Genomic DNA, 24875 nt, shown 5'->3' with positions numbered 1-24875 from the left:
GCCGCCCAGTCATGGTACCCTATGGGCGGCCGGGCGGGGGTGCGGGCCGGCACCGCTTCCGCGGCAGCGGACAAAAAAACATGATCATCGGCCTGGGCTCCGACCTGTGTAACATCGAGCGGATCCAGAATTCGCTCGATCGATTCGGCGAACGATTCGAGAATCGCGTGTTCACCGACGTCGAGCGCGCCAAGGCGAATCGCCGTCCGTTCACCAAGGCTGGAACATTGGCCAAGCGCTTCGCCGCCAAGGAGGCCTTTTCCAAGGCGATCGGCACCGGGTTCAAGGCCGGCGTGTTCATGCGCGACATCGGCGTGGTCAACGCGCGATCGGGGGCGCCGACCCTGGCACTGACCGGCGGCGCGAAAGCGCGACTCGACGCGATCACGCCGGCTGGCCACGTGTCTTATATACATGTAACACTAACCGACGATCATCCCTGGGCGCAGGCCTTCGTGGTGATCGAGGCGCGGCCGGCCGTGGATGATGCTATCGGGCCGGGACATGGTATCGGGAATGACGAATGAGTGACGAGTTGGCGTTGAACGACGGAAAATTCGACCCCGTGGCGGCACCGCCCGAGACCGCGACGCCTGCGCCCGCACCCGCGGACAAATGGGGCGCGCGCGCGCACGCCGTCTGGAAAGAGATTGCCGGCATCTTCTGGCTGATCCTCGCCGTGCTCGGTTTCCACAGCTTCATCGCCAAGCCTTTCTACATCCCGTCCGAATCGATGCTGCCGGGGCTCGAGGTCGGCGATCAGCTGGTCGTCGCCAAATATGCCTATGGCTGGTCGTTCATCTCGCCCACTTTGCCCAATCCCGTCGCGATGTGGCGCGATCTGGTCGAGCACAAACCGCAGGAAAGCTGGGGCGTGCAATTGCCGTTCATCAAGGGCCGGCTGTTCGGCCGCATGCCCGAACGCGGCGATGTCGTCATCGTCACGCCCCCGGGACGCAATAGCGATTATATCAAGCGCGTGATCGGCCTGCCGGGCGATCGCATCGAAGTGCGCAACGGCGTCGTGTTCATCAACAACGTGCCGGTGAAGCGCGGTCCGCTCCATTATGTCGATCTTCCCGATTATGGCGGCGTGGCGCTGACCGGTCAGGAATATGGCACGACCTGCGACATCCCCGGTGGCCTGCAGGGTCCCGCGAACAAGCATTTCTGCCGGTTGCCGCTGGTCCGCGAGACCCTGCCCAACGGGCGGAGCTTCGAAACGGTCGATCTCAGCCGCAGCACGCCGGGCAGCGATCCGAACTATTATGAAGGCGACAATTACGGCCCGCGCACGGTCCCGCCCGACCATGTCTTCCTGATGGGCGACAATCGCGAACGCTCGGCCGACAGCCGCATCGCGCTCGACCAGGACGGCCTGGGCGGCCCGGTCCCCTGGGAATATATCGGCGGCCGCGCCGAGTTCATCACCTTTTCAAAGAACGGCAAGGCGACTTGGAACCCGCTGACCTGGTGGGGCGGACTGCGGGGCGGCCGCGCGGGCACCTCGCTCCATCCCGCACGGGATAAATAATGGCTGACGATACCTCCAGGCTGGTCGCCGAGCCCAGTCCCAACGAGATGCGCGATCCCGAGATGCGCCGCGAGTTGAAGCGAGCGGCGGTGTGGCTCGGGCTCGCCGCGACGATGGCGCTGGTGGTGATCCTGATCCAGCCGATCCTGATCATCCTGGCGGGGCTGGTATTCGCCTCGATGCTCGACGGCGGCGTACGCCTGCTGGGCCGCGTCCTGCCGATTGCGCGCGGCTGGCGGCTGCTGATCGTCGTCATCCTGACGATCGCCTTCATCGGACTCGTCTTTTACAAGACGGGCGCCGGCGTGGTGATCCAGTTCCAACAGCTCCAGACGACGTTGGAGGTCCAGGCGGACCGGCTGTCGCAATGGGCGGCCGCGCAAGGCATCCTGCCCGGAGCCGAGGACCTCAAGGGCCTCGCGCAACAGGCCTTGGGGTCGGTCGGCAAGCTGACCAGTTGGATCGGCACCGCGCTGGGCGCGGTCACCACCTTGTTCATGATCATGATCATCGGACTTTTCGTCGCGATGGAGCCCAGGATTTACGATCGCGGACTGCAATGGATGGTGCCGAGTGACTATCGCGGCGAATTCTCGATCACGCTGGGGCGGATGGCGAAACAGCTCCGGCGCCTGCTTGCCGGGCGGCTGGCGGGCATGGCGTTCGAAGGCGTGGTGACGTGGATCGCGCTCAGCCTGTTCGGCATCCCGATGGCGCTGGTGCTCGGCATCATCACCGGCATGCTCGCCTTCATTCCCAATATCGGCGCGTTCGTCAGCGGCGTGCTGATGGTCTCGGTCGGGTTCAGCGCGGGAATGGACAAAGGGCTGACCGCCATCCTGATCTATTTCGTCGTTCAGACCTTCGACGGCTGGGTGGTGATTCCGCTGGTCGCGCGGCGCACGGTCGATCTGCCCCCGGCACTGACCTTGTCGATGCAGATTCTCGCCTCGACCCTGTTCGGTGTACTCGGGTTGGCGCTCGCCGACCCGCTGACCGCGATGATCAAGGTCGCGCTCGAGCGCAATTCGGAACGCACCGCCGAGGAGGATGCCGAAGCCGCCGCCGCCGGCATGGGCATGCTGTGACGATCAGGCTGCACGATTATTGGCGCTCGTCGGCAAGCTATCGCGTGCGCATCGCGTTGGCGATGAAGCGGGTCGACTATGAGCGCCACGACGTCAATCTGCTCAAGCGCGAGCACGTTTCACCGGCAAATCTCGCGGTCAATCCACAGGGACTGGTCCCGACGCTCGAGATCGACGGGCATGTGATCGGCCAGAGCCTGGCGATCATCGACTATCTCGACGCGCGCTTTCCCGAACCGCGGCTGATCCCGGCCGACGCGTTCGCACGCGCCATGACCCTGCAGCGCGCGCTGGTCATCGCCGCCGACATCCACCCGGTCGACAATCTGCGCGTCCTGCGCCGGTTGAGCGAGATGGGCGTCGACCAGGCGGCACGCGATGATTGGTACCGCCATTGGATCGTCGAGGGCTTCACCGCGCTGGAGGCCATGGCGGGTGCCGACGCGTTCCTGGGCGGCGCGGTGCCCGATTTGTCCGACGTCTGTCTGGTGCCCCAGATGTACAATGCCCGGCGGCTGGACACGCCGCTCGGCGCTTTCCCCCGCCTAGTGGAAATCGACGCTCGCCTGACCGCGGTCGACATGGTCGCCGCGGCACACCCGGACCGGTTCAAGCCCGCCGACTGAGCATGTCGATCGATCGGTCGGCGCTCGACCGCGTTCAGAAGCGATCCGGCCTATCCGGGAATAAATGTGCCGGGTTAGTCCGCGAACGTCAGCCCGGGCAGCTTCGGCCCCGCGCCGTGGTCGACGATGAACTGCGCGATGATCTGCCGCATCGCCTGGTTGGTGATGCTGTTATAGGTCGTGTTGAAATCGTGCCCCGAATAGGGGAACAGGATCTGCCGGACATCGAGCCCGGCGGCTTTCCCCTTCCGCACGAAATCCCCCCCCGCTTCCGCCGATAGCAAGGGATCGGACGCGCCGCCCAGGATCAACGTCGGCGGATTGCTGGGAAATTGGAAATGGCGCAAATCGATCGCGGCATAACGATCGGGATAATCGCGCGGCGATCCGCCGATATAGCGCGTCAGGTACGAACGCTGCTCGTCACGCAATTCGCTCTCATAATACCACGACCCGATGACGTCGATCAGCGGCGCCTTGGCAACCACGACCGCGATGTGCGGAATGGCGGGGCCGCATTCCGGGTCGGTGCGCTTGGCATTGGCCAAATATCCGGCAGCCATCGCCAGGCTGCCCCCGGCCGACCCGCCGGTCAGCGTCACGCGATCGAGGTCGATGTGCAACGCCGCCGCGTTGGCGGCGGTCCAGGCGAGCGCGCATTGCACGTCGCGCGTCGCCAAATTCCAGGTCGGCCGATCAGCTCTAGCCAGCCGATAGTCGATGCTGATCACGGTCCAGCCATGGTCGGCGAACCAGCGCTGGTTCCCGGCGCCCGATGAGCGGCTACCCTGAAAGAAGCCGCCGCCATGCACGGCGATCAGCACCGGACTCAACGTGCCGGCTGGTGTTCGCGCGGGATGGTAGATGTCGAGCCAGAGATCTTCGCCGCTCGGGCGCGAATAGATACGGCTTTCGTCCGGGCGTGCGCCATCGCGCACTTCGCGCAATTCGAGCGCCCGGACGACGTTGATCCGCGCGCCGTTGACCTGCGCGACATAGAGCAGGTGGAGCATCGCCCAAGTCGTCGCGAAAATGGTAACGACGGCGGTCGCGACGAGAGCGATCGCAGCCCTCGATTTGCACAGCGAATTCGCCAGCAACCCGATCAACAACGCTGCAATCCCCCACAGGAACAGCCACGACGTGTGGTTGGGCACGACGCCCAAGGCGTAGATGCGAAACCACGGGACGACAGGCACGATCGCACCGATCAGGATCAACAGGCACGGCAGCACCATGATCCAGGCGATGGTCATCATCCCGGTACGGCATAGTCTGAACGCAGTGCTCATGCCGCGCTCTCGGGCGTCGCGGCATCAGGCATTCTGGTCGCGGCGGCGTGAGCCGGCGAGGCGACCGGCCGCACGCCCAGCACGCCCGACAAATTGGGCAAGCGCGCGATCATCATCCACGCCGCCAATGTCGTGCCGGCCGCCAGCGCCAGCAACGGCGCCCCGGAAAATCCCCGGGCCGACCACAAAGCGAACACCAGCGGGTGCCAAAGGTAGAAGAATAGGCTGTCCCGGCCGATCGCGCTGATCAGCGCGACGTCGAACCTTATCCGCCGCAGCCAGGGAAACAAGACGATCAGCGGGACGCACAGTAGCAGTTCGGCGGCTGCTTCGGCCGCGGTCGAAGGATGATCGTACAGGCGCGACCACCACAGCAGCCCGGCGAACGCGACCAGCAGCAACAGATATGCGTGCGTCGGCGCAGGGCGGCGCGCGACCCACATCCCCAGCGCGAAATAGATCGGATAGATGAAATAGCGCCGGTCGGGCGTCCACGCGCCCAATTGCCAGACGTCGTGCCCGACGCCGAACAGGTACATTGCGCCAATGCTGGTCGGAATCGCGATCGCCAGCATCGTCGCGGGACCGAGGCGACACAATTTGGCCGCGAACATGAAGGCCAGGATGACCGGCACGAACCACAAATGATAAGGCGGGCGGATCACCGCATAGAAAGGAGTGAACCAGGCTATCGAGCCGGTGATCACCACCGCCACCGCACAGGCGGCAATCCACGGCAGGATCATGCGGTTATAGTATTTCCGCAGCAGCCCCGCCGACGACAGGCTGCGCGCGAGTTCGAGGTTGAACAGATAGCCGGTCAACCCGATGAACAGCGGCATCCGGAAGCCGATGCCGAACCAGGTCAGGAAATGGTGGCGTTGGTTCAGTTCGGCGAAATGCCCGAGAATGACCAGGACGACCAGCGCGCCACGAAACAGGTCGATTCCCGAAACGCGCGGCTTATCGACACGCAGCGGGGGTGATGTCCACGCGACATCGCGGTTCTGAAGGCCCTCCCCCATAAGCGGGATATTGCGCCGGACGCGTTTCGATCCGTTGAGCGACGATGGTTAACGCCGCTTTTACTGCTCGGCATCTCTCCGCCGCCGCTCGTCGAGCGCGGGGCACGCGAAGGTTGCCGCCGCTTTAAATATTTCAAAACGACTGATCAGTTAAGCGCGAGCCTATGGCTAGTCAGCACAACGCATCGCTCCATTCGTCGCAGGGCGGCGAATCCCCGGCAACCCGCGTCGCCGCTTTCGTCGCGCCGCCCTTCTCGACGCCGTATATCGTCGCCGAGATCGCCAAGCGCCATCCCGATGCCACCGCGCTGGTCGCGCCGTGCGGCACGCTCAGCCATGCCGAACTCGACGCCCAGGCGAGCCGTATCGCCGCCTGGTTGCAGGCACGCGGTGTCGGTCGCGAATCGCTCGTCGGCGTGTGCCTCGAACGCTCGTTCGACCAATTGGTCGTCGTGCTCGGCGCCTGGAAAGCGGGTGCCGCCTACCTCCCGCTCGATCCGAGTTGGCCCGACGGCCGCCTCCAGACGATCGTCGAGGAAGCCGCCTGCGCCCTCGTCGTCGGCCGCGCAGATACCGCCGCGCGCGTGCCAAACAGCCCGACGCCGGTCGTCACGCTCGATTGGCAAGCCCCCGGGCTCGCTAATGCCGAGCCGCTCGCGACGACGCCCAACGATCCCGATGCTCTGGCCTATGTGATCTATACCTCGGGTACGACCGGCAAGCCCAAGGGCGTCGAGGTCACGCACGCCAACCTCTCCTGGCTGATCGGCTGGCACAACGAAGCGTTCGGCGTCACCGCCGAGGATCGCGGCAGCCACCTCGCCGGCCTCGGCTTCGACGCCTCGGTCTGGGAAGTATGGCCGTATCTGTGCGCCGGCGCATCGGTCGTGCTGGCGACCGATGACGTCCGTACCTCCGACGAACGGCTGCGCGCCTGGCTGATCGTCCAGGGCGTTACCGTTGCGTTCGTGCCCACCGCGCTCGCGCAGGACCTGGTCCGCGACGATTGGGCAGTGGGAACCAAGCTGCGCTACATCCTGACCGGCGCCGACCGCCTGCTCGGCCGTCCGCGCCCAGGCCTGCCCTTCGCGCTGGTCAACAATTACGGCCCGACCGAATGCACCGTCGTCGCGACCTCGGCGATCGTGCCGCCGGGCAATGAAGAGACCGGCCTTCCCGCGATCGGCTATCCGATCAAGGGCACCACGATCCGCATCCTCGACGGCGAGCGCAAACCGGTCGCCGATGGCGAGCAGGGCGAAATCTATATCGGCGGCCCGCAAGTCGCGCGCGGCTATCGCCACCAGCCCGATCTCACCGCTGCCGCGTTCGTCACGATCGACGGCGAGCGCTTCTATCGCACCGGCGACCGCGCCGCCTGGCGCCCGGACGGCCAGATCACCTTCCACGGTCGCGTCGACGACCAGGCCAAGGTGCGCGGCCATCGCGTCGAGCCCGAGGAAACCGCGAGTGTCCTGCGCACCCATCCCGGCGTCCGCTCGGGCGCGGTGATCGCGGCGCCGTCGCCCGATGGCGGTGACATGCTGGTCGCTTATGTCGTCGAGAAGGATTCGCTGTCGGCCGAAGAGCTGCGCGAATTTCTCGGCAAGACCTTGCCCGAATATATGATCCCCGGCGCGTTCGTCCGCATCGACGCTTTGCCGCTGACGCCCAACGGCAAGCTCGACAAGCGCGCCTTGCCCGAACCGAGCGATGCCAACGCGCTCGCCTCGGCCGGGTTCGCCGCGCCCGAGACGCCCGCCGAAGCGAAGCTCGCCGAGATCCTCGAAGGCGTGCTGGGCCGCGGCAATGTCGGGGTCGACGACAATTTCTTCCTGCTCGGCGGCCACTCGCTGCTCGGCACCCAGGTGGTGCTGCGCGCGGGCGAGGCATTCGGCATCGACCTCACGCTGCGCGACCTGTTCCAGGCGCCGACCATTCGCCAGCTCGCCGCGCGGATCGAGGAGATCGTGTTCGCGATGATCGAGGCGATGGACGACGACGAAGCCGCCACCCGCGCGCAGCAATAATCGGCCCAACGGAGAGCCGCAGACATGACCGAGCATTCGCCCATCGCCGCGGCCCAGCCGTTCGACCCGAGCCTCAGCCTGTTCCAGCTGCTCGACCCGGCGGTGCATGCCGATCCCTTCCCCTTCTACCGCCGTCTCCGCGAGGAAGCGCCGGTGATGTGGGATCCGTTCATGCACACCTGGGTGGTGACAAGGTACGAGGACGTGCATTTCGTGCTGAAGGAATTCAGCGCCGATCGTACGCCCGATCCCAAGAAGATGGAGGCGCTCGGCCTGCCCTCGCTCGGCCCGGTTGCCGATCTGATGGCGCGGCAGATGCTGTTCCTCGACGCGCCGGACCACACCCGCCTGCGCAAATTGTGCATGAGCGCTTTCACCCCGCGCCGGGTCGAGGCGATGGAGGATAAGGTCCGCGAGATCGCACACGGCCTGATCGACGAAGCGGCCAAAAGCGGCGAATGCGAACTGATCGCCGATTTCGCCGAGCCTTTCCCGGCGATCGTCACGGCCGGCCTGCTCGGCGTGCCGTTGGAGGATCATCGCCAGCTCAAGGCCTGGTCGGCGACGTTCGCCGAGATGCTCGGCAACTTTCAGCACAATCCGGATCGCGTCCGCGACGTGCTGAAGTGCGTGGCCGACATGACCGGCTATTTCCGCGACGCGGTCCGCGAGCAGGAGCGCAACCCGCATGACGGGCTGATCCGCTCGCTGATGGACGCCGAGGTCGACGGCCAGCGCCTGTCCGAGGACGAGGTCATCGCCAATACGATCGTGACGATGGTCGGCGGCCAGGAGACCACCACCAATCTGATCGGCAACGGAATCCTGACGCTGACCCGCCAGCCCGACAAGATGGCGCAATTGCGCGCGCATCCCGAGATCATCGAGAGCGCGGTCGAGGAATTGCTGCGTTACGAGACGCCGAGCCAGCACACCGCGCGCATCGTCAAGCAGGACACCGAAATCGGCGGCAAGCTGATGAAGAAGGGCGAGGCGGTGATGGCAGTGATGGCCGCCGGCAATCGCGATCCGGAGCGCTTCCCCAATCCCGACGAACTCGATTTGACCCGCACCGATAATCGCCACCTCGCCTTTGGCTGGGCGGCGCATTTCTGTTTCGGCGCGGCCTTGGCGCGGATGGAAGCGCGGATCTCGTACCTCGCTTTGCTCGCGCGAATGGAGGATATTCGCGTCGCGGTGCCCGAAAGCACGCTCGAATGGCGTACCAATTCGGGGTTGCGCGGGCTCTCGGCCCTGCCGCTCGCTTTCCGTCCCGTCGAGGCCTGACCCCTGTGAACGCGCATGTCGATCTGTCCGCGTCGAAGCGGGCGCTGCTCGAAAAGATGATGCGGGGCGGCGGGGTCGCCGTCGCCAAGCCGCAGCAGATCGAGAAGCGCGCACCCGACACCGAGATCCCGCTGTCGGCCGACCAGCGCCAGGTGTGGCTCCACGCCATCATGGCGCCGGACGTGCCGCTCTATAACGAATCGATCACGATCCACCGCTTCGGCAGTTTCGATCGCGGCGCGATGGAGCGCAGCGTCAACGAGATATTGCGCCGTCACGAGGCCTGGCGCACCGCGTTCGTCGAGGAAGGCGGCGTGCTGGTCCAGCGCGTCCGCGAGCATCGCGACATCATCCTGCCGTTCGACGATGTCAGCCATCTGCCCGAGGCCGAGCGCGACGCCGCCGCGCTGGCGATCGGCCAGGAGGATGCGCGGCGCGCGATCGACCTGAACGACGCGCCGCTGTTCCGCGCGCGGATCGTCAAGCTCGCCGACGACAACCATCGGCTCTATTTCACGCTCCACCACATCATCTTCGACGGCGTCGCGATCTATCGCGTGATCGTGCCCGAGCTGGCCAAATTGTACGACGCCTTCTCGCGCGGCGCGCCCTCGCCGCTGCCGATGCCGGCGCTGCAATATGGCGATTATACGATCTGGCAGCAGGAGCATCTCAAGAGCGCGCCGATCCAGAAGCAGATCGATTATTGGCGCCGCACGCTGGCCGACGCACCGCCCAAGCTCGAACTGATCGGCGACCGCACCAAGCCGGCGCGGCCGACCCATGCCGGGTCGATGGAAGTGTTCGAGATTCCCAACGACCTGATCGAGAACTTGAAGCTGGTCGGGCGACGCCACGGCGTCACGCTCTACATGACGCTGCTCGCGGCCTATCACGCGCAGCTCCATCTCTATTCGGGTGACGAGGACATCATCGTCGGCGGGGTCACCGACCTCCGCCGGCGTCCCGAGCTCGAGAATGTCGTCGGCTATTTCCTCAACACGATCGCGCTCCGCGCCAAGCCCAAGGGCGAGACGCGCTTCAGCGATTTCCTGACCGAAGTCCGCGACTCCGTGCTCGGCGCGCTCGCCGCCAGCGAAGCACCGTTCGACGAGGTCGTTCGCGCGCTCGACGTCAAGCGCCAGCCCGGCACGCATCCCTTGTTCAATTGCCTGTTCTCGATCGAACCGCCGGTCGATCCCTTTCCCGAGGGTTGGGACCTGACCCAGATGGACGTCGTCGTCGGCGGCGCGAAGTTCGACCTCTATCTCGAGCTCGACGAGCGCCAGAATGAGGGGATGCACGGCCGCTTCCTCTATTCGACCGAATTGTTCGATCCGTCGACGGTGCGGCGGATGATCGGCCATTATCTGACGATCCTCGAGGGCGTGGTCGCCGACGCGACCGTGCCGCTCAAGGATCTGCCGCTGCTCGGCGCGGACGAGCGCCAGAAGCTGCTGGTCGAGTGGAACGCGACCGAGGTCGCGCCGTCGCCCGAATTGCTGCCCGACACGTTGCGGGCGCAGGTCGCCGCGCGGCCGAATGCCGTCGCGATCCGTTTCGGCGATCAGGCGGTCAGCTATGCCGCGCTCGACGCGCGTGCCGATGCGATCGCTTCGGGTCTCCATGCCGCCGGGATCAAGCGGGGCGATCTGGTCGGCCTCTGTCTCGACCGCTCGCCCGATATGGTCGCGGCGTTGATCGCGGTGCATCGGATCGGCGCGGCCTATCTGCCGCTCGATCCCGATTTCCCCGCTGCGCGGCTCGACTATATCGCGAGGGATGCGGGCGCCGCGGCGCTGCTAACCGAAAAGAAGCTCGGCCACGTTTTGCCCGATTGCCCGCTGCCGCGGCTGCTGATCGACGACATGACTGCAACCGGCACGGTGTCGGCGGTGACGGTCGCGCCGGACGACCTCGCCTATGTGCTCTACACATCGGGCTCGACCGGCAATCCCAAGGGTGTCGAGATCGGCCACGGCGCGCTGATCAATCTACTGGAGTCTTTCCGCGCCAATCCCGGTTTCAGCGCCGAGGACTCGTTGCTCGCGGTCACCACGCTCTCGTTCGACATTGCCGGGCTCGAACTTTTCCTGCCGCTGATCAGTGGTGGCGAGCTGATCCTCGCGCCCAAGAGCGTGACCGCCGATCCGCGCCAGCTGAACGACCTGTTCGTGAGCGCGCAGCCGAGCGTCATGCAGGCGACTCCCGCGACCTGGCGCGCGCTGATCGAGGCAGGCTGGCAAGGGTCGCCGACCTTGCGCATCCTGTGCGGCGGCGAAGCGCTGCCGCGCGATCTCGCCGAAAGCCTGATCGAGCGATCGGGCGAGCTCTGGAACGTCTATGGCCCGACCGAGACGACGATCTGGTCGACCATCGCGCGCGTCACGCCCGGCGACGGCCCGGTGCCGATCGGCCGGCCGATCGCCAACACCAGGATCCACATCCTCGACAAATACCACAACACCGCGCCGATCGGCGTGGTCGGCGAATTGTTCATCGGTGGCGCCGGCCTCGCCCACGGCTATCGCCACCGCCCCGACCTCACCGCCGAGCGCTTCGTTACGATCCGCGGCGAGCGGCTGTACCGCACCGGCGACCTCGCCCGCTATCGACCCGACGGCACGATCCTGTGCCTCGGCCGCGTCGACAATGACGAGAAAATCCGCGGCTATCGCGTCGCGGTCGAGGAGATCGAAGGCGCGCTCGCCGAGCATCCCGACGTGGTCGCCGCCGCCGTGCGCAGCTGGCCCGACGCCTCGGGCGAGCGCGCGCTGGCGGCGTACATTGTCACGCGTGGCGACGCGCTGCCGAGCCGCGCCGAGCTACGCGAGCATCTCGCCAGGACGCTGCCCGATTACATGATCCCCTCGCATTTCGAGCATCTCCCGGCATTGCCGATGACGCCCAATGCGAAGGTCGACCGCAAGGCGCTGCCGCAGCCGGGTGGCGCGGGTGCGCGCGAGATCGAACCGCCGCAGGGCGAGACCGAGGAGAAGCTCGCCGCGATCTGGTGCGATCTGTTGCGCATCGGGCAAGTCAGCCGCGACGACAGCTTCTTCGAGCTTGGCGGCCATTCGCTGCTCGTCGCGCGCCTGCTGGTGCGGATCGAGCAGCAATGGGGCCGCCGCATCGGCATGGCGGAATTCTTCCAGGCGCCGACGCTCGAAAAGCTCGCCGAGCGGATCGAGGGCAATGCCACCGCCGATCTCGGCGAATGGGTGCCGCTCCAGCCCAAGGGCGACGAACTGCCATTGCTGTGGCTCGACGGCGGCCCGACCTTCATGGCGCTTGCCGAAGCGATGGGCACCGCCCGTCCATTCCTCGGCCTGCCGCTCGGGCCGATCCTCGAGCGCACCTTGCAGCCCGGCATGACGTTCGAGCAGATGGCGTCGGAAATCGTCGCGGTGATCCGCGAGAGCCGTCCGAAGGGACCGTATCTGATCGGTGGCTGGTGCACCAACGGCATCATGGCGTTCGAGGTCGCGCGGCAATTGCGCGCCGCGGGCGAGGACGTGCCGCTGCTTGCGCTCGGCCACACGATGAACCCGGTCGCCTTCCAGAAGATCACCACGACGCAGATGCGGATGAGCAAGGCGCGCTATCACCTCGGCGTGTGGAGCAATCTGCCGATCGGCAAGCGGCTCGATTATGCCTTCGATCGCGCGCGCGGACTGATGGAGGATGTCGGCGTCGCCGAGATCGCCGAGCGCGAGGGTCGTTACCGCGTGTTCGCCGCGCAGATGGAGCAGGCCGCTTACGGCTATGTCCCCGGCGACTATGACGGCGTCGTCGCGCTGTTCCAGCCAGCCGAGCGCCTCGCGGTGCTCGACAGCCGGCCGGGTTGGGCGGACGTCGTGCGCGGATCGCTCGAATCGTTCGACATTCCCGGAACGCACGGCACGATGGCCGAGCCGCCCAACGTCGCGACCTTCGCCCAGCGGCTGAACGAAGCGCTCGACCGGGCGTGCCGGCCGGGCCGCCGTCTGAGGCCCTGATCATGGAAATGGCCGCGATCGACCGAGCGGCGCCGGGCATCGCGACTCTGACATTGCTCGACCTCGATCTGCCGCGCGCGGAGTTCGACGAATATGGGTGCTGGCTCGATGCGGACGAGTGTCGGCGGGCCGCGTCGTTCCGTCGCCCGATCGATCGCGACCGCTTCGTCGCGCGGCGCGGACTGATGCGCGCGCATCTCGGTCAGGAATTGGGCATCGCACCGCAGATGGTACGCATCGCCACCGACGAGCATGGCAAACCGTTTCTGCGCGACTACCCCGACCTGGCGTTCAACCTGTCGCACTCGAACGGCCTGGCGCTGCTGGCGACGAAGCGCGGCGGGGCGATCGGCTGCGACATCGAATGGCGTAACCCCGAGCTTGCCTGCCCGCGCGTCGCCGAGCGGCTGTTCGCGCCCGAAGAATATGAAGCGCTGGCCGCACTGCCGTCCGAGCAATGGATCGCCGGCTTCTACAATTGCTGGACGCGCAAGGAAGCGTACGTGAAGGCGCTCGGCCTCGGCCTGTCCTATCCGCTCCATGCTTTCACTGTGTCGGTAGAACCGGGCCAGCCCACATGCTTCACCAGCGACGAGCCGGGCTGGACCCTGGCCTCGTTCGAGCCCGCGCCTGGCTATCAGGCGGCACTGGTGACCTGGGCGGGACCCTCGCCCGCGCGATAATAAGGCTTACCGCGCACCATCGAGATCGCCTCGAGCACAATGTCCCTCGAGAACAGCCACAGCCAGCCGAGATAGACGACGCCTCCCGCCGCGACCAGGATCGCGAGCCGGAGCTGCACCGCCATGACGGGCAAGAGGTGGTCGATCCCCACGACCAGCGCGCCCATCGCGATCGCCGGCGTCACGGTCGGCGCGATCGCCTTGGCCAGCGCCATCGCCGACAGGCCAAGCACCGGCAGCACGCGCCAGGCAGTGATCGCGAGATAGAGGATATAGGCAAAGAACCAGGAGGCGGCGAGCCCCGTCACGCCCCAGCGCAGCCCGACCACGAACGCCAAGGGCAACAGCACCGCGCCGATCATGCCGGTATGGACGTTGATCCCCGGCCGCCCCATCGCGCTGCACGCCGGGCTGAACAGCACCTGGAGCGTCATTGCCGGCATCGCCACCGCGAGTAAGCGGACGAGCGGCGCGGCCTCGACCCATTTGGGCCCGAGCACGGTCGCCACCAGCGGCCCGGCGGTCACTGCCAGCCCGATATAAAAGGGCATCGCGACCAGCATCACCATCCGCGACGAGCGCGCGAAGCCTTGGGCGACGGCATCGCGATCGTCCTGCATCCGGGCATAGATCGAAAAGGCGACGTCGTTGATCGCCGGCACGAACTTGGAGACCAGGATCTGCGTCAGGAACAGCCCGGTGGTATAGAGCCCGAGCGTTGCGGGATTGAGCACCCGGCCGGCGATGAACACGTCGGCCTGGCTCTGCAGCACCCAGAAGAATTGCCCCGCCGCCATCAGCCCGCCAAACTTGGCGAGCTCACCCGCGCCGCGGAAATCGAACAGCGGGCGGTAATGATGCCCCGATACCTTGGTCATGCCGATCGCACGCGTCACGTACAGCACTGCCGGCGCCAGGATCAGCGTCCACACGCCAAGGCCAGCATAAGCGCCGGCCAGCGCCGCCACCGCACCCGTAATCGACGACAGGAAATAGACCTTGGCCTGTTGCTTGAAGTCGATCGCGCGCGCCAGCAACGCATAAGGGAAGGCCACGAACGGCGTCGTGGCATAGATGAACGCCTGTACCCTGAGCAGGTCGGCGACGATCGGCTGGTGGAAATAGGCCGCGACCAAGGGCGCGATCAGGAACTGCACCGCGCCCAGCCCGAAATTGAGCACGATCAGCATGCCGTAAAGCTGACGGATCGTCCGCTCGTCGGCGTCGGGCTTCTGGATCAACCCGCTCGCCAGCCCCGCGCCGTTGAGCATGTTGAGCACCGCCAGCACGACCTGTGTCATCGCGAACAGGCCGTAATCGTGCGGATCGAGGATGCGGATGACCAGGAAGGTCGCGCCCCAGGTGATGATCTGCCCGACGATCTGCGCGCCCGAGCGCCAGATCACCGCCGATCGCGCCTGCGCGAACAACGAGGGCGACGGCGATTCCTCTTCCGGCTTGGACACGGGCGGATGCAGCATCGCCGCTTCATGCACCCGACACGATTAAGTGCGCGTAAACCGCGTCGTCACGCCCGCCGCTTCAGGCTCCCGCAGCGACGGCCGCCGTCTATAGCACGCTGTTATTTCGGGGCGATCGAGATGGTCAACACGTCCGAATAGACGCCAGCGCGCTTCCCGGAAGCGCCATTGATCACGAAGTGGAGCGGCAACACGTCGGAGGCCGGATTGCTTCCGCCCGATTCGTACTGGCCACGCCCACCGAGCGCGATCGTCTTGTTCCCCACGGTGATCTGGTAGGGGATGCTCCATTGCGTGTCGGAGAGCCGGAGCAGCCCCGAATTCTTCGAAGCAAATTCAAGGCGATAGGCACGCGTGCTCGACGCCCTGACCTGGAGCGACACGCCGGAGACGCCGTCCTGCAATTCGCCGAGATCCACCACAGCCTGGCTTCCATTGCGCTGATACTGACCGGAAAGCCCGAGCACCGCGGAGGGCAGCACATTCACCCCGACGATCATCGCGCGCGATGCCAGCGACTCGCCGGTCCCACGCTGTTCGGCGACCAGCGACAGCCGCTGTCTGTATAGCCCATCGGCAGTAAGACCATCTTCGTTCGCGGCGAATTGATAGCGCACGACTTGTTGGCTGTTCGGTGGCAGCACGATGGGCCGTCGCGCCGAACTGGCGATCGTCCGGCCGGACAGCGGAGTGGCGTTGACGTTGGTGAACGTGTCGAGCAGCGTGTAGGCGACGCGCCCGTTATAGGACAAGTTAGTCAGTCCGAACGGTTCCTGGTCGGTCACGAAGATGGTGTCGAACGTGCACGCAGCACCCCCGTCGTTGCGAAAGATAACGTCGAACGTGGCAAGCGGATCGCTGTTCCCGAACGGATCGTATCCCTGGATGATCCAGTCGGCGCTGGTGCTATCGATATGGAGCTGACAATTGGCCGCCCGCATGCCGGACTGCGCCGACGCGGCCCCCGGCAGCAGCAAAACCATTGCCGCGATCGAACTCGATAAAGCCAGTTTCATCTTATCCCTCACTTCACCGGTTTGAGCATGATCGTCTTGAGGTCGACCAGTCCGGTCGTATCGGTCGGCACGCTGAATTTGAACATTGCAGCGCCGTTCCCGAGTTCGACGCGATAGGATACCGCAGGGCGCAGGTTCTGGATCGCGAACCTGCCCACCGAGTTGGTGAAAAACGGCAACGGCTCCTTGTCCTTGCCGTCGTCGGCGATCACCCGTCCGCCGATCAGCGCCACCGGTTGGCCGTTCGGCAGCAGCAGGGTACCCATCGCGCTCGCAAAGGCGTCGGTGCCGACGCGCAGCTTGTAGCCGCTATGATAAGGCGGATTCACCCGCACCGATCCGGGCCCGATGTCGTAGCCCGGCGGTACGTCCTGGATGTCGTACTGAATCGGCTGGTTGACATAGCTCGTCAGATAGCCGTTCACGGCAGCCCCGAACGTGCCGCTCTTGCTCATGTAATCGCTCTGCGCGAGCGATTGGCCGGCCACCACGCTGCGGCCGCCCAGATTGCGATGCGGATAGAGCAACGCGAAGCTGTCGTTGATCCGCCGCCCAACACCAACCACACCGTCTGCGAACGCGATGGACGTTCCGACGCGGAGCGAGGTCACGTTGACCGCTCCGAACTGCCCGAAGCTGGGGCCATAGCTGGCTTGCGACAACGTGGCATCGAAGCGGTTAGCGGTATAGTCGGCGAAGCCTTGGGCGGTGATCGCGCCATTGTCGCGGTTCGCCACCGCGCCGTAGCCGAGGCTGCCAATCTGGTTGGACGAATTGTGGATGTACGACAGCGCCTGGCTATCCGTGCTACTCTCGTACCGCGCCTCGGCCCGATCGCGATAGGAGGGCTGGAAGACGATCGAGATCGACGCACCCAGCCCACGCCCGCGACCGAACGAACTGTCGAGCTTGGTATAGTCGACTCCGGCGCGGATGCTGAGCTTGCTGGTGATGTAATAGTTGCCGGATACGCCCAGCCGATAGCTGTCGCGATGATCGCGATTGCCGAGATAGCTGCCGACCGCCAGTAATGAAAAACGCTGCGAAAACTGGTGCGTATATTGCGCGCTCAGGTTGAAGCTGTTGACGTTATCCGGAACCGGCATCGATAGCACCGCAAACCGACGCGAGACATAGTCGACGCGCACGCTGGCGGAATCCACCAGCCCGCCGCGATCGATCAGCAGATCGTACCCAACCCCGAGGGAGAAGCCCTGACCAACGCGGCGAGCGTTGCTGACGCCGCCGTCGAACAACAGGCGCGATCCGCCCCGCAGCACGAACTGGGTTTGGCCGGTCAGCGTCTGGATATCGCGATTCGCCTGCACTCCCACACCGATCGCCGGCGCGTTGACGAATGCCTTGCGATAAAAACCCGAGAAGGAGACCGGACCATTGTATTTCGGCGTACGTCCGAAATTCGTGCTCGTCGGGCCGATATACGCCGCGTATTCGAAATCGCCGGGCGCAAGGTCGATCGGGTCGAGATACTGGCTGTAGTCGATCGTCTGAAAGCCGCCGGCGTTGTTGCTGACCTGGATTTGCACGTCGTTGCTGCCGGCGAGCAGCGGCAGCGAGCTCAGATCGTACGATCCTGCATCGAGCCGCATCTCGCGATACAGGACGCCGTTGCGCAAGATGCGCACCGTGGCGTCGTTCTGGAGCAGCAGTTGGCGATTGCCCTGTAGCACCGACGACCGATAGGGATCGAACCGCTGTCGCTGCCGGCTGATGCCGATGCCGCCAATCTGCGCGTAACCCTGTTGGCCACGCACTTCCGGCGTAAGGTCGCCAAGATACAGACGGATGTAATCGCTTGGCAGGTCGTAGACGAGGCGGGCATAGTTGCGATTGAAGGTGTAGGCGCCGCTGCCGAAATTGTCCTGGCCGAACTGGCCGTCGCCTTCGAACACGAATTTCTTGATGCGGATAGCGCCGTTCAGCGCAACTTCTGGTGGCTGCGAGTGCGCGCCGTTCCAGACGTAGCCGTAATAGGCGTTGATATTGAGGAAGGCGGAAACGGACGCCGGCGAAAGGTCGATGACTTCCTGACCTGCATTCGGTGGCGCGAACAAATTCTCTATCGCGCGCTGCGACGGATCGATCGTCAGCACCACGACCGCCAGGCTGCTCGGATCGTATTCAAAGGAAATGCCGATCGCCTTCAACGCGTCCGATTCGAGGCGTTCGGCGCCCGGATCGATTGCCGTTACCCGCTGCATCGCGGGCTTGGTCAGCAATGGGGCGATCAGCTTTTCGAAGCTGCGGCGGTCGACCAGCAAGCGATCGTCATAGGTCAGTCGGATCGGCAAATCGCCAAGCGACCGATTCTTGAACATCAACGGAACCGTCAGATCGAGATCGCGGTCGTACGGATTGATGTCCGGCCGGCCGTATTTGCCGATCGGCAGGCTGGAGGTCCCGGGCTGTCCGACGATCGGCAATGTGTTGATGTCGGGTTCAGCCGGCTGGACAGGCTGAACGGGTTTGCCAGGCAACGGCACGGTGGTCTGCCCCGCAGGCGGGCTGCTTTGCGCCGGGGTCGGCGGCGGAGCTTTCGGTTGCGATTGCGGCAACGGCACCGAAACCTGGGCGCCGGCGGTCCCCGCCGCCAGACAGAACCAGGCGGTCGCAGCCAGCAGGGATGCCCGCGTCATTGAGCGAACTTTACCGTGATCGGTCCCGGGCCGAACGCTTGAGGGATCGGGAAGCGATAGATGCGAACCGCACCGCCGCCGGCGATATAGCCGCTGCCGATACCCCGCATCAGGTCTTCCTGCGTCACCGTCAGCCGGACCGGGCGACCATCGGGAGCCTTGCCGTCGATCAGCCACTTGGCAGCCGACATCATCATGTGACGCCGACCATTGTTCTTCATGGTGACCTCGAGCCCCGGGACCTTGGGCGGCGGCGGATCGCCCGCCTTGGCGGGCTCGGGCTGATAGTCGATCTGCTTGACCGACGTCACCGTTACGTCAGGCCGCGCGCCCGTGGGCGCGACGACGATCAACGCCTTCATATGATAGACGACCTGGACGTTGGCGCTCTGCGGCGCCGCACCCGGCTCAGCAGGAATCGGCAGTTGGTTGACCGACAAATAATAGGCTTGCGACGTCGGAATGTCGGGTGTGCCCACCCATTGCAGGCGAATGACCTGGCGCGCGCCCTGCGGCAGCATACCCTGCGGCGGGAAGACGAGGAAGTCGCCATCGGCCGGCGTTTCGGTCGGCACGCCATATTCGTTGAAGGTGAGTTTCGTGATGCGCGTCTCGAACGGCAATCGGCCGGCGTTGAGATTCTGCACCTCGACCCGCGCGGTCGAGCTGCTGCCGGTCGTCGTCATTTCGACGATCATCGGGGAGACCCGCATTGCATAGACGGATGCCGCCATGCCGACCGCCATCGCGACCGCCACGGCCGAGCGCACGATACCGCGCGAGAAAGAATTCAACACCGTTTCAGGCCCCCGCCCAATGATTTACGCAGCTACCTCGCGTAGCCAACCCTGTAACGCGTAAAGGTAAAGGTGAAGGGGAGGGATTAAAAATCCCCCCCCTTTCCGTTCGCATTGTCGGAATCCGACGGATCAGAGCGCCTTAAGCTCGACCGTCAGCGTGTCCGAATAGTTGCCCGCGACCAGCGCCTTCGGCGGGACCGGAGCGTTGACGACCATCGTCATGTTCGAACGCCAGGCGCCGTAATGACCAACCTTCGAAGCGTCGCCGGTACCGGCGGTCAGCGTCTGCGAGTTGGCAGCGGCAACGGCACCCTGTGCGCCGGCCGTAAAGGTCGCCGCCACCGAGTAAGGGATGGTCGCCTGGAAGTTGTTGGTGTCATAGCCGCCAGCCGCGATGTTCTTCATGCCGTCGGCGCCATTGCTCTTGGTGATCGACACGTCGTTGTTGAAGTTGCAGCCGGCGGTCGTGCTGTTTACGGTCGCAACGGCGGCCGACATCATGTTGAAGGCGCTGCCCACCGAAGTCGCCGCCTGGGTGTTCACGCCGATGGTGCCGAAGTCCAGCGTGTGGCTGGTGCTGCTGCCGCCATAATACGAGCAGTCCTTGGTCACGTTACCCGAGATCGTCCAGGTGTTCGTCACGTCGGAATTCGCCGTGTCGGCGTTGCCCGAGTTGCTGCCCGACTGATCGTAACCAACGCCACCGATCGCGGTCGCGATATTGTAGCCGAAATGACCGAGCGCACCGCTGTACGAAATGGTCGAGCCCGGGAAGATGCCCGGCGTCTGACCCGACCAGGCAATGTTGTCGGCATGCGCCACGCCAGCGGTCGAAAGGAGCGCCGCAGCCGCGGCAGTCGAAAGAAGCTTCTTCATTGGTTTCCACCCTTATCCAATGACGGCTGTTCGATACCATATCGAAACGATTCGCCGACATATCAGTCATCTACTAATAACTTGGCCACGCAACAACTTAATGCTGGATGATCTACATCAATACCGGCGCTATTTTGCAAGTACATTGACGACAAATCACACGAAGGGCCAAGACTTCGCGCCCAGCAATCCTTGATTTAATTTTACACTATCAAGTTGGCGCCACCGTTATAACGATGGTCTCACCATATGCTCCAGCGAGAAGCCCAGAGCTACTTGTCACACTGCCCAAATCCAGTCGTAGCAGCATCCCATCCTGAGCGATGCCGCCAAGGCTAGACATGGTCTGGCCGGCAACCAAGGCGCGGCCCTCGAACGCTCGCGTCAGGAGCTCCCGGTCCGGCCGGCGGACCGGCAATTCGACGTTGAGGCTGTAGGGAACCGATCCCTGATACCCGCCCTGCCCACCAGGCATCAGCAGGTTCTGGATCGCCCCGCGCTGCGCCTGGATCGACATCGTGAAGGGCACATTACAATCTAGCTGGACCCGCGTGGTCGCGCTGATCCGGGGGCGTGACAGATTACCGAGGTCAGTGCTCTGCCCCGCCGCCATGCCGCAGCGCTGCGAAATGTGGCCCGCAAGCGCAATGTCGACGCTGCGGACGTTTGATATCTCTTGAGCAGAAGACGGCACGGCGAACAGGGCGGCAATCCCAGCGCACCCCGAAATCACGGATCGAGCGAAGACGCACGCCGAGATCGGAATTGCCCCGACAATTGCCTTCTCTAAATCGGACCGCGGAGCGAAGACCGCGGCAACCCGTGCCGCGAAGCGCGGCGTCTTGGCTTTCATTACCCCCACCCGACTCAAATCCTTAACGTTCGATATACCAAATACATCAATCGGCTAGGAGTCGAGTCTAACGAATGGTTAACTTTGTCCCATTATTGGTGCTGCGTGATCAGTGATTACTAAAACTCGGCAGCTAAAGGATTTTCCGTCCGGAAATGCCTTAACCACTCATTGATCTACATTAAGGATACTCAATTTGATCATACCCGTTTTGGCATATTAGCGCTTTTGCCAATCCTTAACCGCCCGAACGTACACTGCCCCTCGAGTTTTTCAGGCGGTTTTCAGGAAGGCGGCGAATCATGGTCGGCAGGATCGGGAAAATGACGACGGGGTTGTTGCTCGTCGCCGCGGGCACCTCGGCCGCGCACAGCGAGTCCTTCGGGATCAATCTCGTTCTGCGGGTGCCGGTAATGTGCACTGTCAAGGCGGGAGCGGCCGCTGCCGGCGTCCCGACCGGGCCGGCCGCGCCGGGTTCATTCGAACTCGGTGCGATCCGCGAATATTGCAACGCGCCGCATGGCTATGACCTGGTGGTCCATTACACGCCGGGCTCGCTCAAGGGCATGACGCTGATCGCAGGCGACGAACGCGTCGCGCTCGATGGGTCCGGCACGGCAGTGGTCGGCCGGTCGCCTGGCCCTGCGATCAAATATCGCAATCTCCAGGCAATCCCGGGCCCGCAAGGCTTCGACGCCGATCATCTCGACTTCGAGACCGTCGCGGCACCCTTCTGATCGGCTCTGGCGCGCGCGACGCGCCGTCCGCGACGGAAGTATTAGCGCCTGCGCTGGGGCCCCGATGAAACGCGCCGACTTGATCCTTATCTGTGCCGTGACCACACAGGAAAAGGATGGCGCATGCCCCGGCCGATCAAGATCGATTTCGTTTCCGACATTGCCTGCCCGTGGTGCGCCGTCGGCCTCAACGGGTTGGAGGAAGCGCTGGCACGCACCGGCGACCTGATCGACGCACACATCACGTTCCAGCCGTTCGAGCTCAACCCCGACATGCCGCCCGAAGGCGAGGATGCGGTCGAGCATATCACGCGCAAATACGGCATCGGCCCGGAGCAAGCGGCCGCCAATCGCGAGACGATCCGCGACCGCGCCGCCGCGGTCGGGTTCGACATGGCGATGCTGGGCGAGCGGCGGCTGCACAATACGTTCGACGCGCACCGGCTGCTCCATTGGGCGGAGCTCGAAGGGCGTCAGGTCGCGCTCAAGCACGCCTTGCTCGCGGCCAACTTCACCCAGGGACTGGACGTGTCCGACCACGACATCCTGGTCTCCATCGCCGAACAGGCCGGGCTCGATGGCACCGCGGCGCGCGACATCCTGTCCTCGGGTCGCTATGCGCAGGAAGTCCGCGACGCCGAACGCCTGTGGCAGTCGCACGGTATCAACTCGGTGCCGGCGATCGTCATCGATGGTCGCTATCTGATCTCGGGCGGGCAGCCGCCGGAAGCGTTCGAACGCGCGCTGCGCCAGATTGTCGCCGAGCCCGCCTGAAACCGGGCGACAAGATTCCGCTTTTGTCGGCCGCCATAGTCTGACAACACACCGCGCGAACGATCATCGAGCGGGGAATTTTCGTCATGGCGATCAAGCGGGTTGCTGGGCTGTTATTGCTGGGCATGTCGGGACTGGCATTGGCGCAGACCTCCGCACCCAAACCCAAATACGGGCCGTGGGGCGTTGATTACAGCTCGATGGACAAGGCGACCAAGCCGGGCGACGACTTCTTCCGTTATGCCGAAGGCAGCTGGCTGAAGACCGCGCCGATCGCGCCGGACAAGGCGCGCGCCGGCTATAATTACGACATGCCCGACGAAAGCGAGGCGGAAGTCCGCAAGCTGGTCGAGGAAGCCGGTCCCGCGCCGGCCGATCCCAAGATGCGGCGGATCACCGACTTTTACGGCGCCTGGATGGACCAGGCCGGGATCGAGGCGCGCGGCACTGCCCCGCTCAAGCCCTGGCTCGGACGGATCGCCGCGATCAAGACTACCAACCAGCTCGTCGCGCTGATGGCCGAGCCCGGCTTTGCCTCGCCGATCAATATCGGCGTCAGCCCCAATTCCAAGGATCCGACCCATTATACGGTCGATACCGGCCAGGCCCGGCTCGGCCTGCCGACGCGTGACTATTACCTGCTGCCCGACGCCAAATATGTCGCGTACCGCAAGGCCTATCGCGACTATATCATCCACATCCAGGAGCTGGCCGGCATCCCCGACGCTGCGGCGAAGGCCGATGCGATCATCGCGCTCGAAACCAAGCTGGCACAGGATCAATGGACGCCCGAGGCGCGGCGCGATCCGGTCAAGACCTATAACCCGATGGACCGCGCGGCTCTGACCAAGCTCGCGCCGCAATTCGACTGGACTCCCGTCCTCGCCAGGATCGGCCTGGGCAAGATGCCGATCGTGGTCGTCGCCGAACCCAGCGCGGTGACTGCGGCGGGCAAGGCGATCGCGGCGACGCCGCTCGCCACCTGGAAGGACTGGATGACCTTCCGCTTCATCAGCGACCATGCGCAATATCTGCCCAAGGCGTTCGACGATACGCGGTTCGGATTCTACAGCCGGACGATGCAGGACGTGCAGGCCCAGGCCGAGCGCTGGAAGCGCGGCGTGCGGCTACTCAACGACTATCTCGGCGAGGCGGTCGGCCAACTCTACGCCCAGCATCACTGGACCGCCGATACCGACAAGCAGATGACCGAACTGATCGGCGACTTGCGCGCGGCCTATAAGGAGAAGATCGACAACGCCGCCTGGATGGACGAGCCGACCCGCAAGGAAGCGCTCGCCAAACTCGCCTCGTTCGATCCGCGGATCGGGCATCCGGCCAAATATATCGATTATTCGTCGATGACGGTGTCGCGCACCGATCCGCTCGGCAACGCGATCGCCGCCGAGGACTTCCAGTGGAAACTGGAATTGTCGCGGTTACCCAAGCCGGTCGACCGCGGGCTGTGGGACATGAACGTCCAGGAAGTGAACGCCTATTACAATCCGCTGATGAACCAGGTGACCTTCCCGGCGGCGATCCTGCAGCCGCCTTTCTTCGACCCCGCCGCCGATCCGGCGGTCAATTACGGCGAGACGGGTGCTACGATCGGCCACGAAATGGGCCATGGTTTCGATGACGAAGGCCGCCAATTCGACGCCCAGGGCAAGCTGCGCGACTGGTGGACCAAGGAATCGGCCGACCGCTACACCGCGCACGCGCAGAAGCTGGTCGCGCAGTTCAACGGCTACGAGCCGATCCCCGGCGTACACATCAAGGGCGAGCTGACCCTAGGCGAGAATCTCGGCGATCTCGGTGGGCTCGAAGCCGCCTATGCCGCTTATCGCCGCTACGTATCGCGTCATGGCGAGCCGCCGGTGATCGACGGCTATACTGGCGACCAGCGTTTCTTCATCGCTTATGCGCAGAGCTGGCAAGGCAAGGCCCGCGAAGGCGCGTTGCGCGCGCAGCTCCTGTCCAATCCGCACAGCCCGGAGGAATATCGCGTCAACGGTATCGTCCGGAACATGGACGCCTGGTACGCCGCGTTCGGGGTCAAGCCCGGCGACAAACTGTACCTGGCACCCGAGGATCGCGTCCACGTCTGGTGAAGTATTT

General features: G+C 64.6%; 19 protein-coding genes. 11 read left to right on the top strand and 8 right to left on the bottom strand.

What is annotated here, in order from left to right:
* Positions 1–80: 80 nt before the first annotated feature.
* Genes acpS through maiA form a run of 4 tightly spaced genes read left to right on the top strand, consistent with a single transcriptional unit; the run spans position 81 to position 3248 of the window.
* A complete protein-coding gene (acpS, locus tag SMA01S_RS18375) occupies positions 81–527 on the top strand; it encodes a holo-ACP synthase (RefSeq protein ID WP_066825817.1) in 447 nt (148 codons plus the stop codon).
* Positions 524–1534 carry a signal peptidase I gene (lepB, locus tag SMA01S_RS18370; protein WP_066825814.1) on the top strand — a complete coding sequence of 337 codons (1011 nt, stop codon included), beginning with the start codon at positions 524–526 and terminating at the stop codon, positions 1532–1534. The genes acpS and lepB overlap by 4 nt, the downstream gene beginning before the upstream one ends.
* Entirely contained in the window at positions 1534–2622 is a 1089-nt protein-coding gene (locus SMA01S_RS18365) for an AI-2E family transporter (protein ID WP_066825810.1), read from the top strand. The genes lepB and SMA01S_RS18365 overlap by 1 nt, the downstream gene beginning before the upstream one ends.
* The gene (gene maiA / locus SMA01S_RS18360) at positions 2619–3248 is read left to right on the top strand and encodes a maleylacetoacetate isomerase (RefSeq protein WP_084250422.1); all 630 of its coding nucleotides are present in this window, start codon (positions 2619–2621) and stop codon (positions 3246–3248) included. Before SMA01S_RS18365 ends, maiA begins: the two co-directional genes overlap by 4 nt.
* 74 nt (positions 3249–3322) lie before the next feature.
* Here maiA and SMA01S_RS18355 read toward each other — a convergent pair whose 3' ends face one another.
* Together SMA01S_RS18355 and SMA01S_RS18350 are read right to left on the bottom strand one after the other, a co-directional pair.
* Positions 3323–4540, bottom strand: coding sequence for an alpha/beta hydrolase (locus tag SMA01S_RS18355; RefSeq protein WP_084250421.1), 1218 nt, complete (start codon positions 4538–4540; stop codon positions 3323–3325).
* The gene (locus SMA01S_RS18350; protein ID WP_066825804.1) at positions 4537–5565 is read right to left on the bottom strand and encodes an acyltransferase family protein; all 1029 of its coding nucleotides are present in this window, start codon (positions 5563–5565) and stop codon (positions 4537–4539) included. Before SMA01S_RS18350 ends, SMA01S_RS18355 begins: the two co-directional genes overlap by 4 nt.
* Positions 5566–5729: 164 nt before the next feature.
* Here SMA01S_RS18350 and SMA01S_RS18345 point away from each other — a divergent pair, with 164 nt between their 5' ends.
* From SMA01S_RS18345 to SMA01S_RS18330, 4 genes are read left to right on the top strand one after another with little or no spacing between them, the layout of a single operon-like run.
* The gene (locus SMA01S_RS18345; RefSeq protein ID WP_066825801.1) at positions 5730–7595 is read left to right on the top strand and encodes a non-ribosomal peptide synthetase; all 1866 of its coding nucleotides are present in this window, start codon (positions 5730–5732) and stop codon (positions 7593–7595) included.
* A gap of 24 nt (positions 7596–7619) precedes the next feature.
* Positions 7620–8882, top strand: a complete 1263-nt coding sequence (locus SMA01S_RS18340; protein ID WP_066825798.1) for a cytochrome P450 — start codon at positions 7620–7622, stop codon at positions 8880–8882.
* A 5-nt stretch (positions 8883–8887) separates the two neighbouring features.
* Positions 8888–12880 (top strand): non-ribosomal peptide synthetase, encoded by a 3993-nt coding sequence (locus tag SMA01S_RS18335; RefSeq protein ID WP_066825791.1) that lies wholly within the window; start codon positions 8888–8890, stop codon positions 12878–12880.
* 8 nt (positions 12881–12888) lie between these two features.
* On the top strand, positions 12889–13563 hold the full coding sequence (locus SMA01S_RS18330; protein ID WP_169804271.1) for a 4'-phosphopantetheinyl transferase family protein: 675 nt from the start codon (positions 12889–12891) through the stop codon (positions 13561–13563).
* Here the strand turns inward: SMA01S_RS18330 and SMA01S_RS18325 are convergent.
* The 6 genes from SMA01S_RS18325 to SMA01S_RS18300 all read right to left on the bottom strand — a co-directional run bounded on the left by SMA01S_RS18325 (position 13518) and on the right by SMA01S_RS18300 (position 21246).
* Complete coding sequence (locus SMA01S_RS18325; RefSeq protein ID WP_066825887.1) at positions 13518–15044, bottom strand: lipopolysaccharide biosynthesis protein; 1527 nt, start codon at positions 15042–15044, stop codon at positions 13518–13520. The genes SMA01S_RS18330 and SMA01S_RS18325 overlap by 46 nt on opposite strands.
* A 101-nt stretch (positions 15045–15145) precedes the next feature.
* Complete coding sequence (locus SMA01S_RS18320; RefSeq protein WP_157094026.1) at positions 15146–16060, bottom strand: hypothetical protein; 915 nt, start codon at positions 16058–16060, stop codon at positions 15146–15148.
* Positions 16061–16068: 8 nt separating this feature from the next.
* Positions 16069–18717, bottom strand: a complete 2649-nt coding sequence (locus SMA01S_RS18315; RefSeq protein WP_245649330.1) for a fimbria/pilus outer membrane usher protein — start codon at positions 18715–18717, stop codon at positions 16069–16071.
* Positions 18714–19475, bottom strand: a complete 762-nt coding sequence (locus tag SMA01S_RS18310) for a fimbria/pilus periplasmic chaperone (protein WP_218016926.1) — start codon at positions 19473–19475, stop codon at positions 18714–18716. Before SMA01S_RS18310 ends, SMA01S_RS18315 begins: the two co-directional genes overlap by 4 nt.
* 171 nt (positions 19476–19646) lie before the next feature.
* Complete coding sequence (locus SMA01S_RS18305; protein WP_066825783.1) at positions 19647–20393, bottom strand: hypothetical protein; 747 nt, start codon at positions 20391–20393, stop codon at positions 19647–19649.
* A 211-nt stretch (positions 20394–20604) separates the two neighbouring features.
* Complete coding sequence (locus SMA01S_RS18300) at positions 20605–21246, bottom strand: hypothetical protein (protein WP_066825781.1); 642 nt, start codon at positions 21244–21246, stop codon at positions 20605–20607.
* Between the two features lie 323 nt (positions 21247–21569).
* On the opposite strand from SMA01S_RS18300, the gene SMA01S_RS18295 reads away from it, so the two are divergent.
* From SMA01S_RS18295 to SMA01S_RS18285, 3 genes are all read left to right on the top strand, one after another.
* Complete coding sequence (locus SMA01S_RS18295) at positions 21570–21983, top strand: hypothetical protein (RefSeq protein ID WP_066825879.1); 414 nt, start codon at positions 21570–21572, stop codon at positions 21981–21983.
* 123 nt (positions 21984–22106) lie between these two features.
* Entirely contained in the window at positions 22107–22757 is a 651-nt protein-coding gene (locus SMA01S_RS18290; RefSeq protein WP_066825779.1) for a DsbA family oxidoreductase, read from the top strand.
* Positions 22758–22843: 86 nt separating this feature from the next.
* Positions 22844–24868 carry a M13 family metallopeptidase gene (locus tag SMA01S_RS18285; protein ID WP_066825777.1) on the top strand — a complete coding sequence of 675 codons (2025 nt, stop codon included), beginning with the start codon at positions 22844–22846 and terminating at the stop codon, positions 24866–24868.
* The last annotated feature ends 7 nt before the right edge of the window (positions 24869–24875 follow it).

This window comes from Sphingomonas mali NBRC 15500, assembly GCF_001598415.1.
Taxonomy (GTDB): Bacteria; Pseudomonadota; Alphaproteobacteria; order Sphingomonadales; family Sphingomonadaceae; genus Sphingomonas; species Sphingomonas mali.
The sequence above is the reverse complement of the archived record's forward strand: the minus strand, read 5'-3'. Positions and strand labels throughout refer to the sequence as shown.

Excerpts from the sequence above, each read along its gene's own strand:
- SMA01S_RS18320 (WP_157094026.1), bottom strand. The coding sequence starts at position 16,060 with ATGAAACTGGCTTTATCGAGTTCGATCGCGGCAATGGTTTTGCTGCTG.
- SMA01S_RS18355 (WP_084250421.1), bottom strand. The coding sequence starts at position 4,540 with ATGAGCACTGCGTTCAGACTATGCCGTACCGGGATGATGACCATCGCC.
- SMA01S_RS18305 (WP_066825783.1), bottom strand. The coding sequence starts at position 20,393 with ATGAAGAAGCTTCTTTCGACTGCCGCGGCTGCGGCGCTCCTTTCGACC.
- SMA01S_RS18350 (WP_066825804.1), bottom strand. The coding sequence starts at position 5,565 with ATGGGGGAGGGCCTTCAGAACCGCGATGTCGCGTGGACATCACCCCCG.
- SMA01S_RS18300 (WP_066825781.1), bottom strand. The coding sequence starts at position 21,246 with ATGAAAGCCAAGACGCCGCGCTTCGCGGCACGGGTTGCCGCGGTCTTC.
- SMA01S_RS18285 (WP_066825777.1), top strand. The coding sequence starts at position 22,844 with ATGGCGATCAAGCGGGTTGCTGGGCTGTTATTGCTGGGCATGTCGGGA.
- acpS (WP_066825817.1), top strand. The coding sequence starts at position 81 with ATGATCATCGGCCTGGGCTCCGACCTGTGTAACATCGAGCGGATCCAG.
- SMA01S_RS18330 (WP_169804271.1), top strand. The coding sequence starts at position 12,889 with ATGGCCGCGATCGACCGAGCGGCGCCGGGCATCGCGACTCTGACATTG.
- SMA01S_RS18315 (WP_245649330.1), bottom strand. The coding sequence starts at position 18,717 with ATGACGCGGGCATCCCTGCTGGCTGCGACCGCCTGGTTCTGTCTGGCG.
- SMA01S_RS18340 (WP_066825798.1), top strand. The coding sequence starts at position 7,620 with ATGACCGAGCATTCGCCCATCGCCGCGGCCCAGCCGTTCGACCCGAGC.
- SMA01S_RS18325 (WP_066825887.1), bottom strand. The coding sequence starts at position 15,044 with ATGCTGCATCCGCCCGTGTCCAAGCCGGAAGAGGAATCGCCGTCGCCC.
- lepB (WP_066825814.1), top strand. The coding sequence starts at position 524 with ATGAGTGACGAGTTGGCGTTGAACGACGGAAAATTCGACCCCGTGGCG.
- SMA01S_RS18295 (WP_066825879.1), top strand. The coding sequence starts at position 21,570 with ATGACGACGGGGTTGTTGCTCGTCGCCGCGGGCACCTCGGCCGCGCAC.
- SMA01S_RS18365 (WP_066825810.1), top strand. The coding sequence starts at position 1,534 with ATGGCTGACGATACCTCCAGGCTGGTCGCCGAGCCCAGTCCCAACGAG.
- SMA01S_RS18345 (WP_066825801.1), top strand. The coding sequence starts at position 5,730 with ATGGCTAGTCAGCACAACGCATCGCTCCATTCGTCGCAGGGCGGCGAA.
- SMA01S_RS18290 (WP_066825779.1), top strand. The coding sequence starts at position 22,107 with ATGCCCCGGCCGATCAAGATCGATTTCGTTTCCGACATTGCCTGCCCG.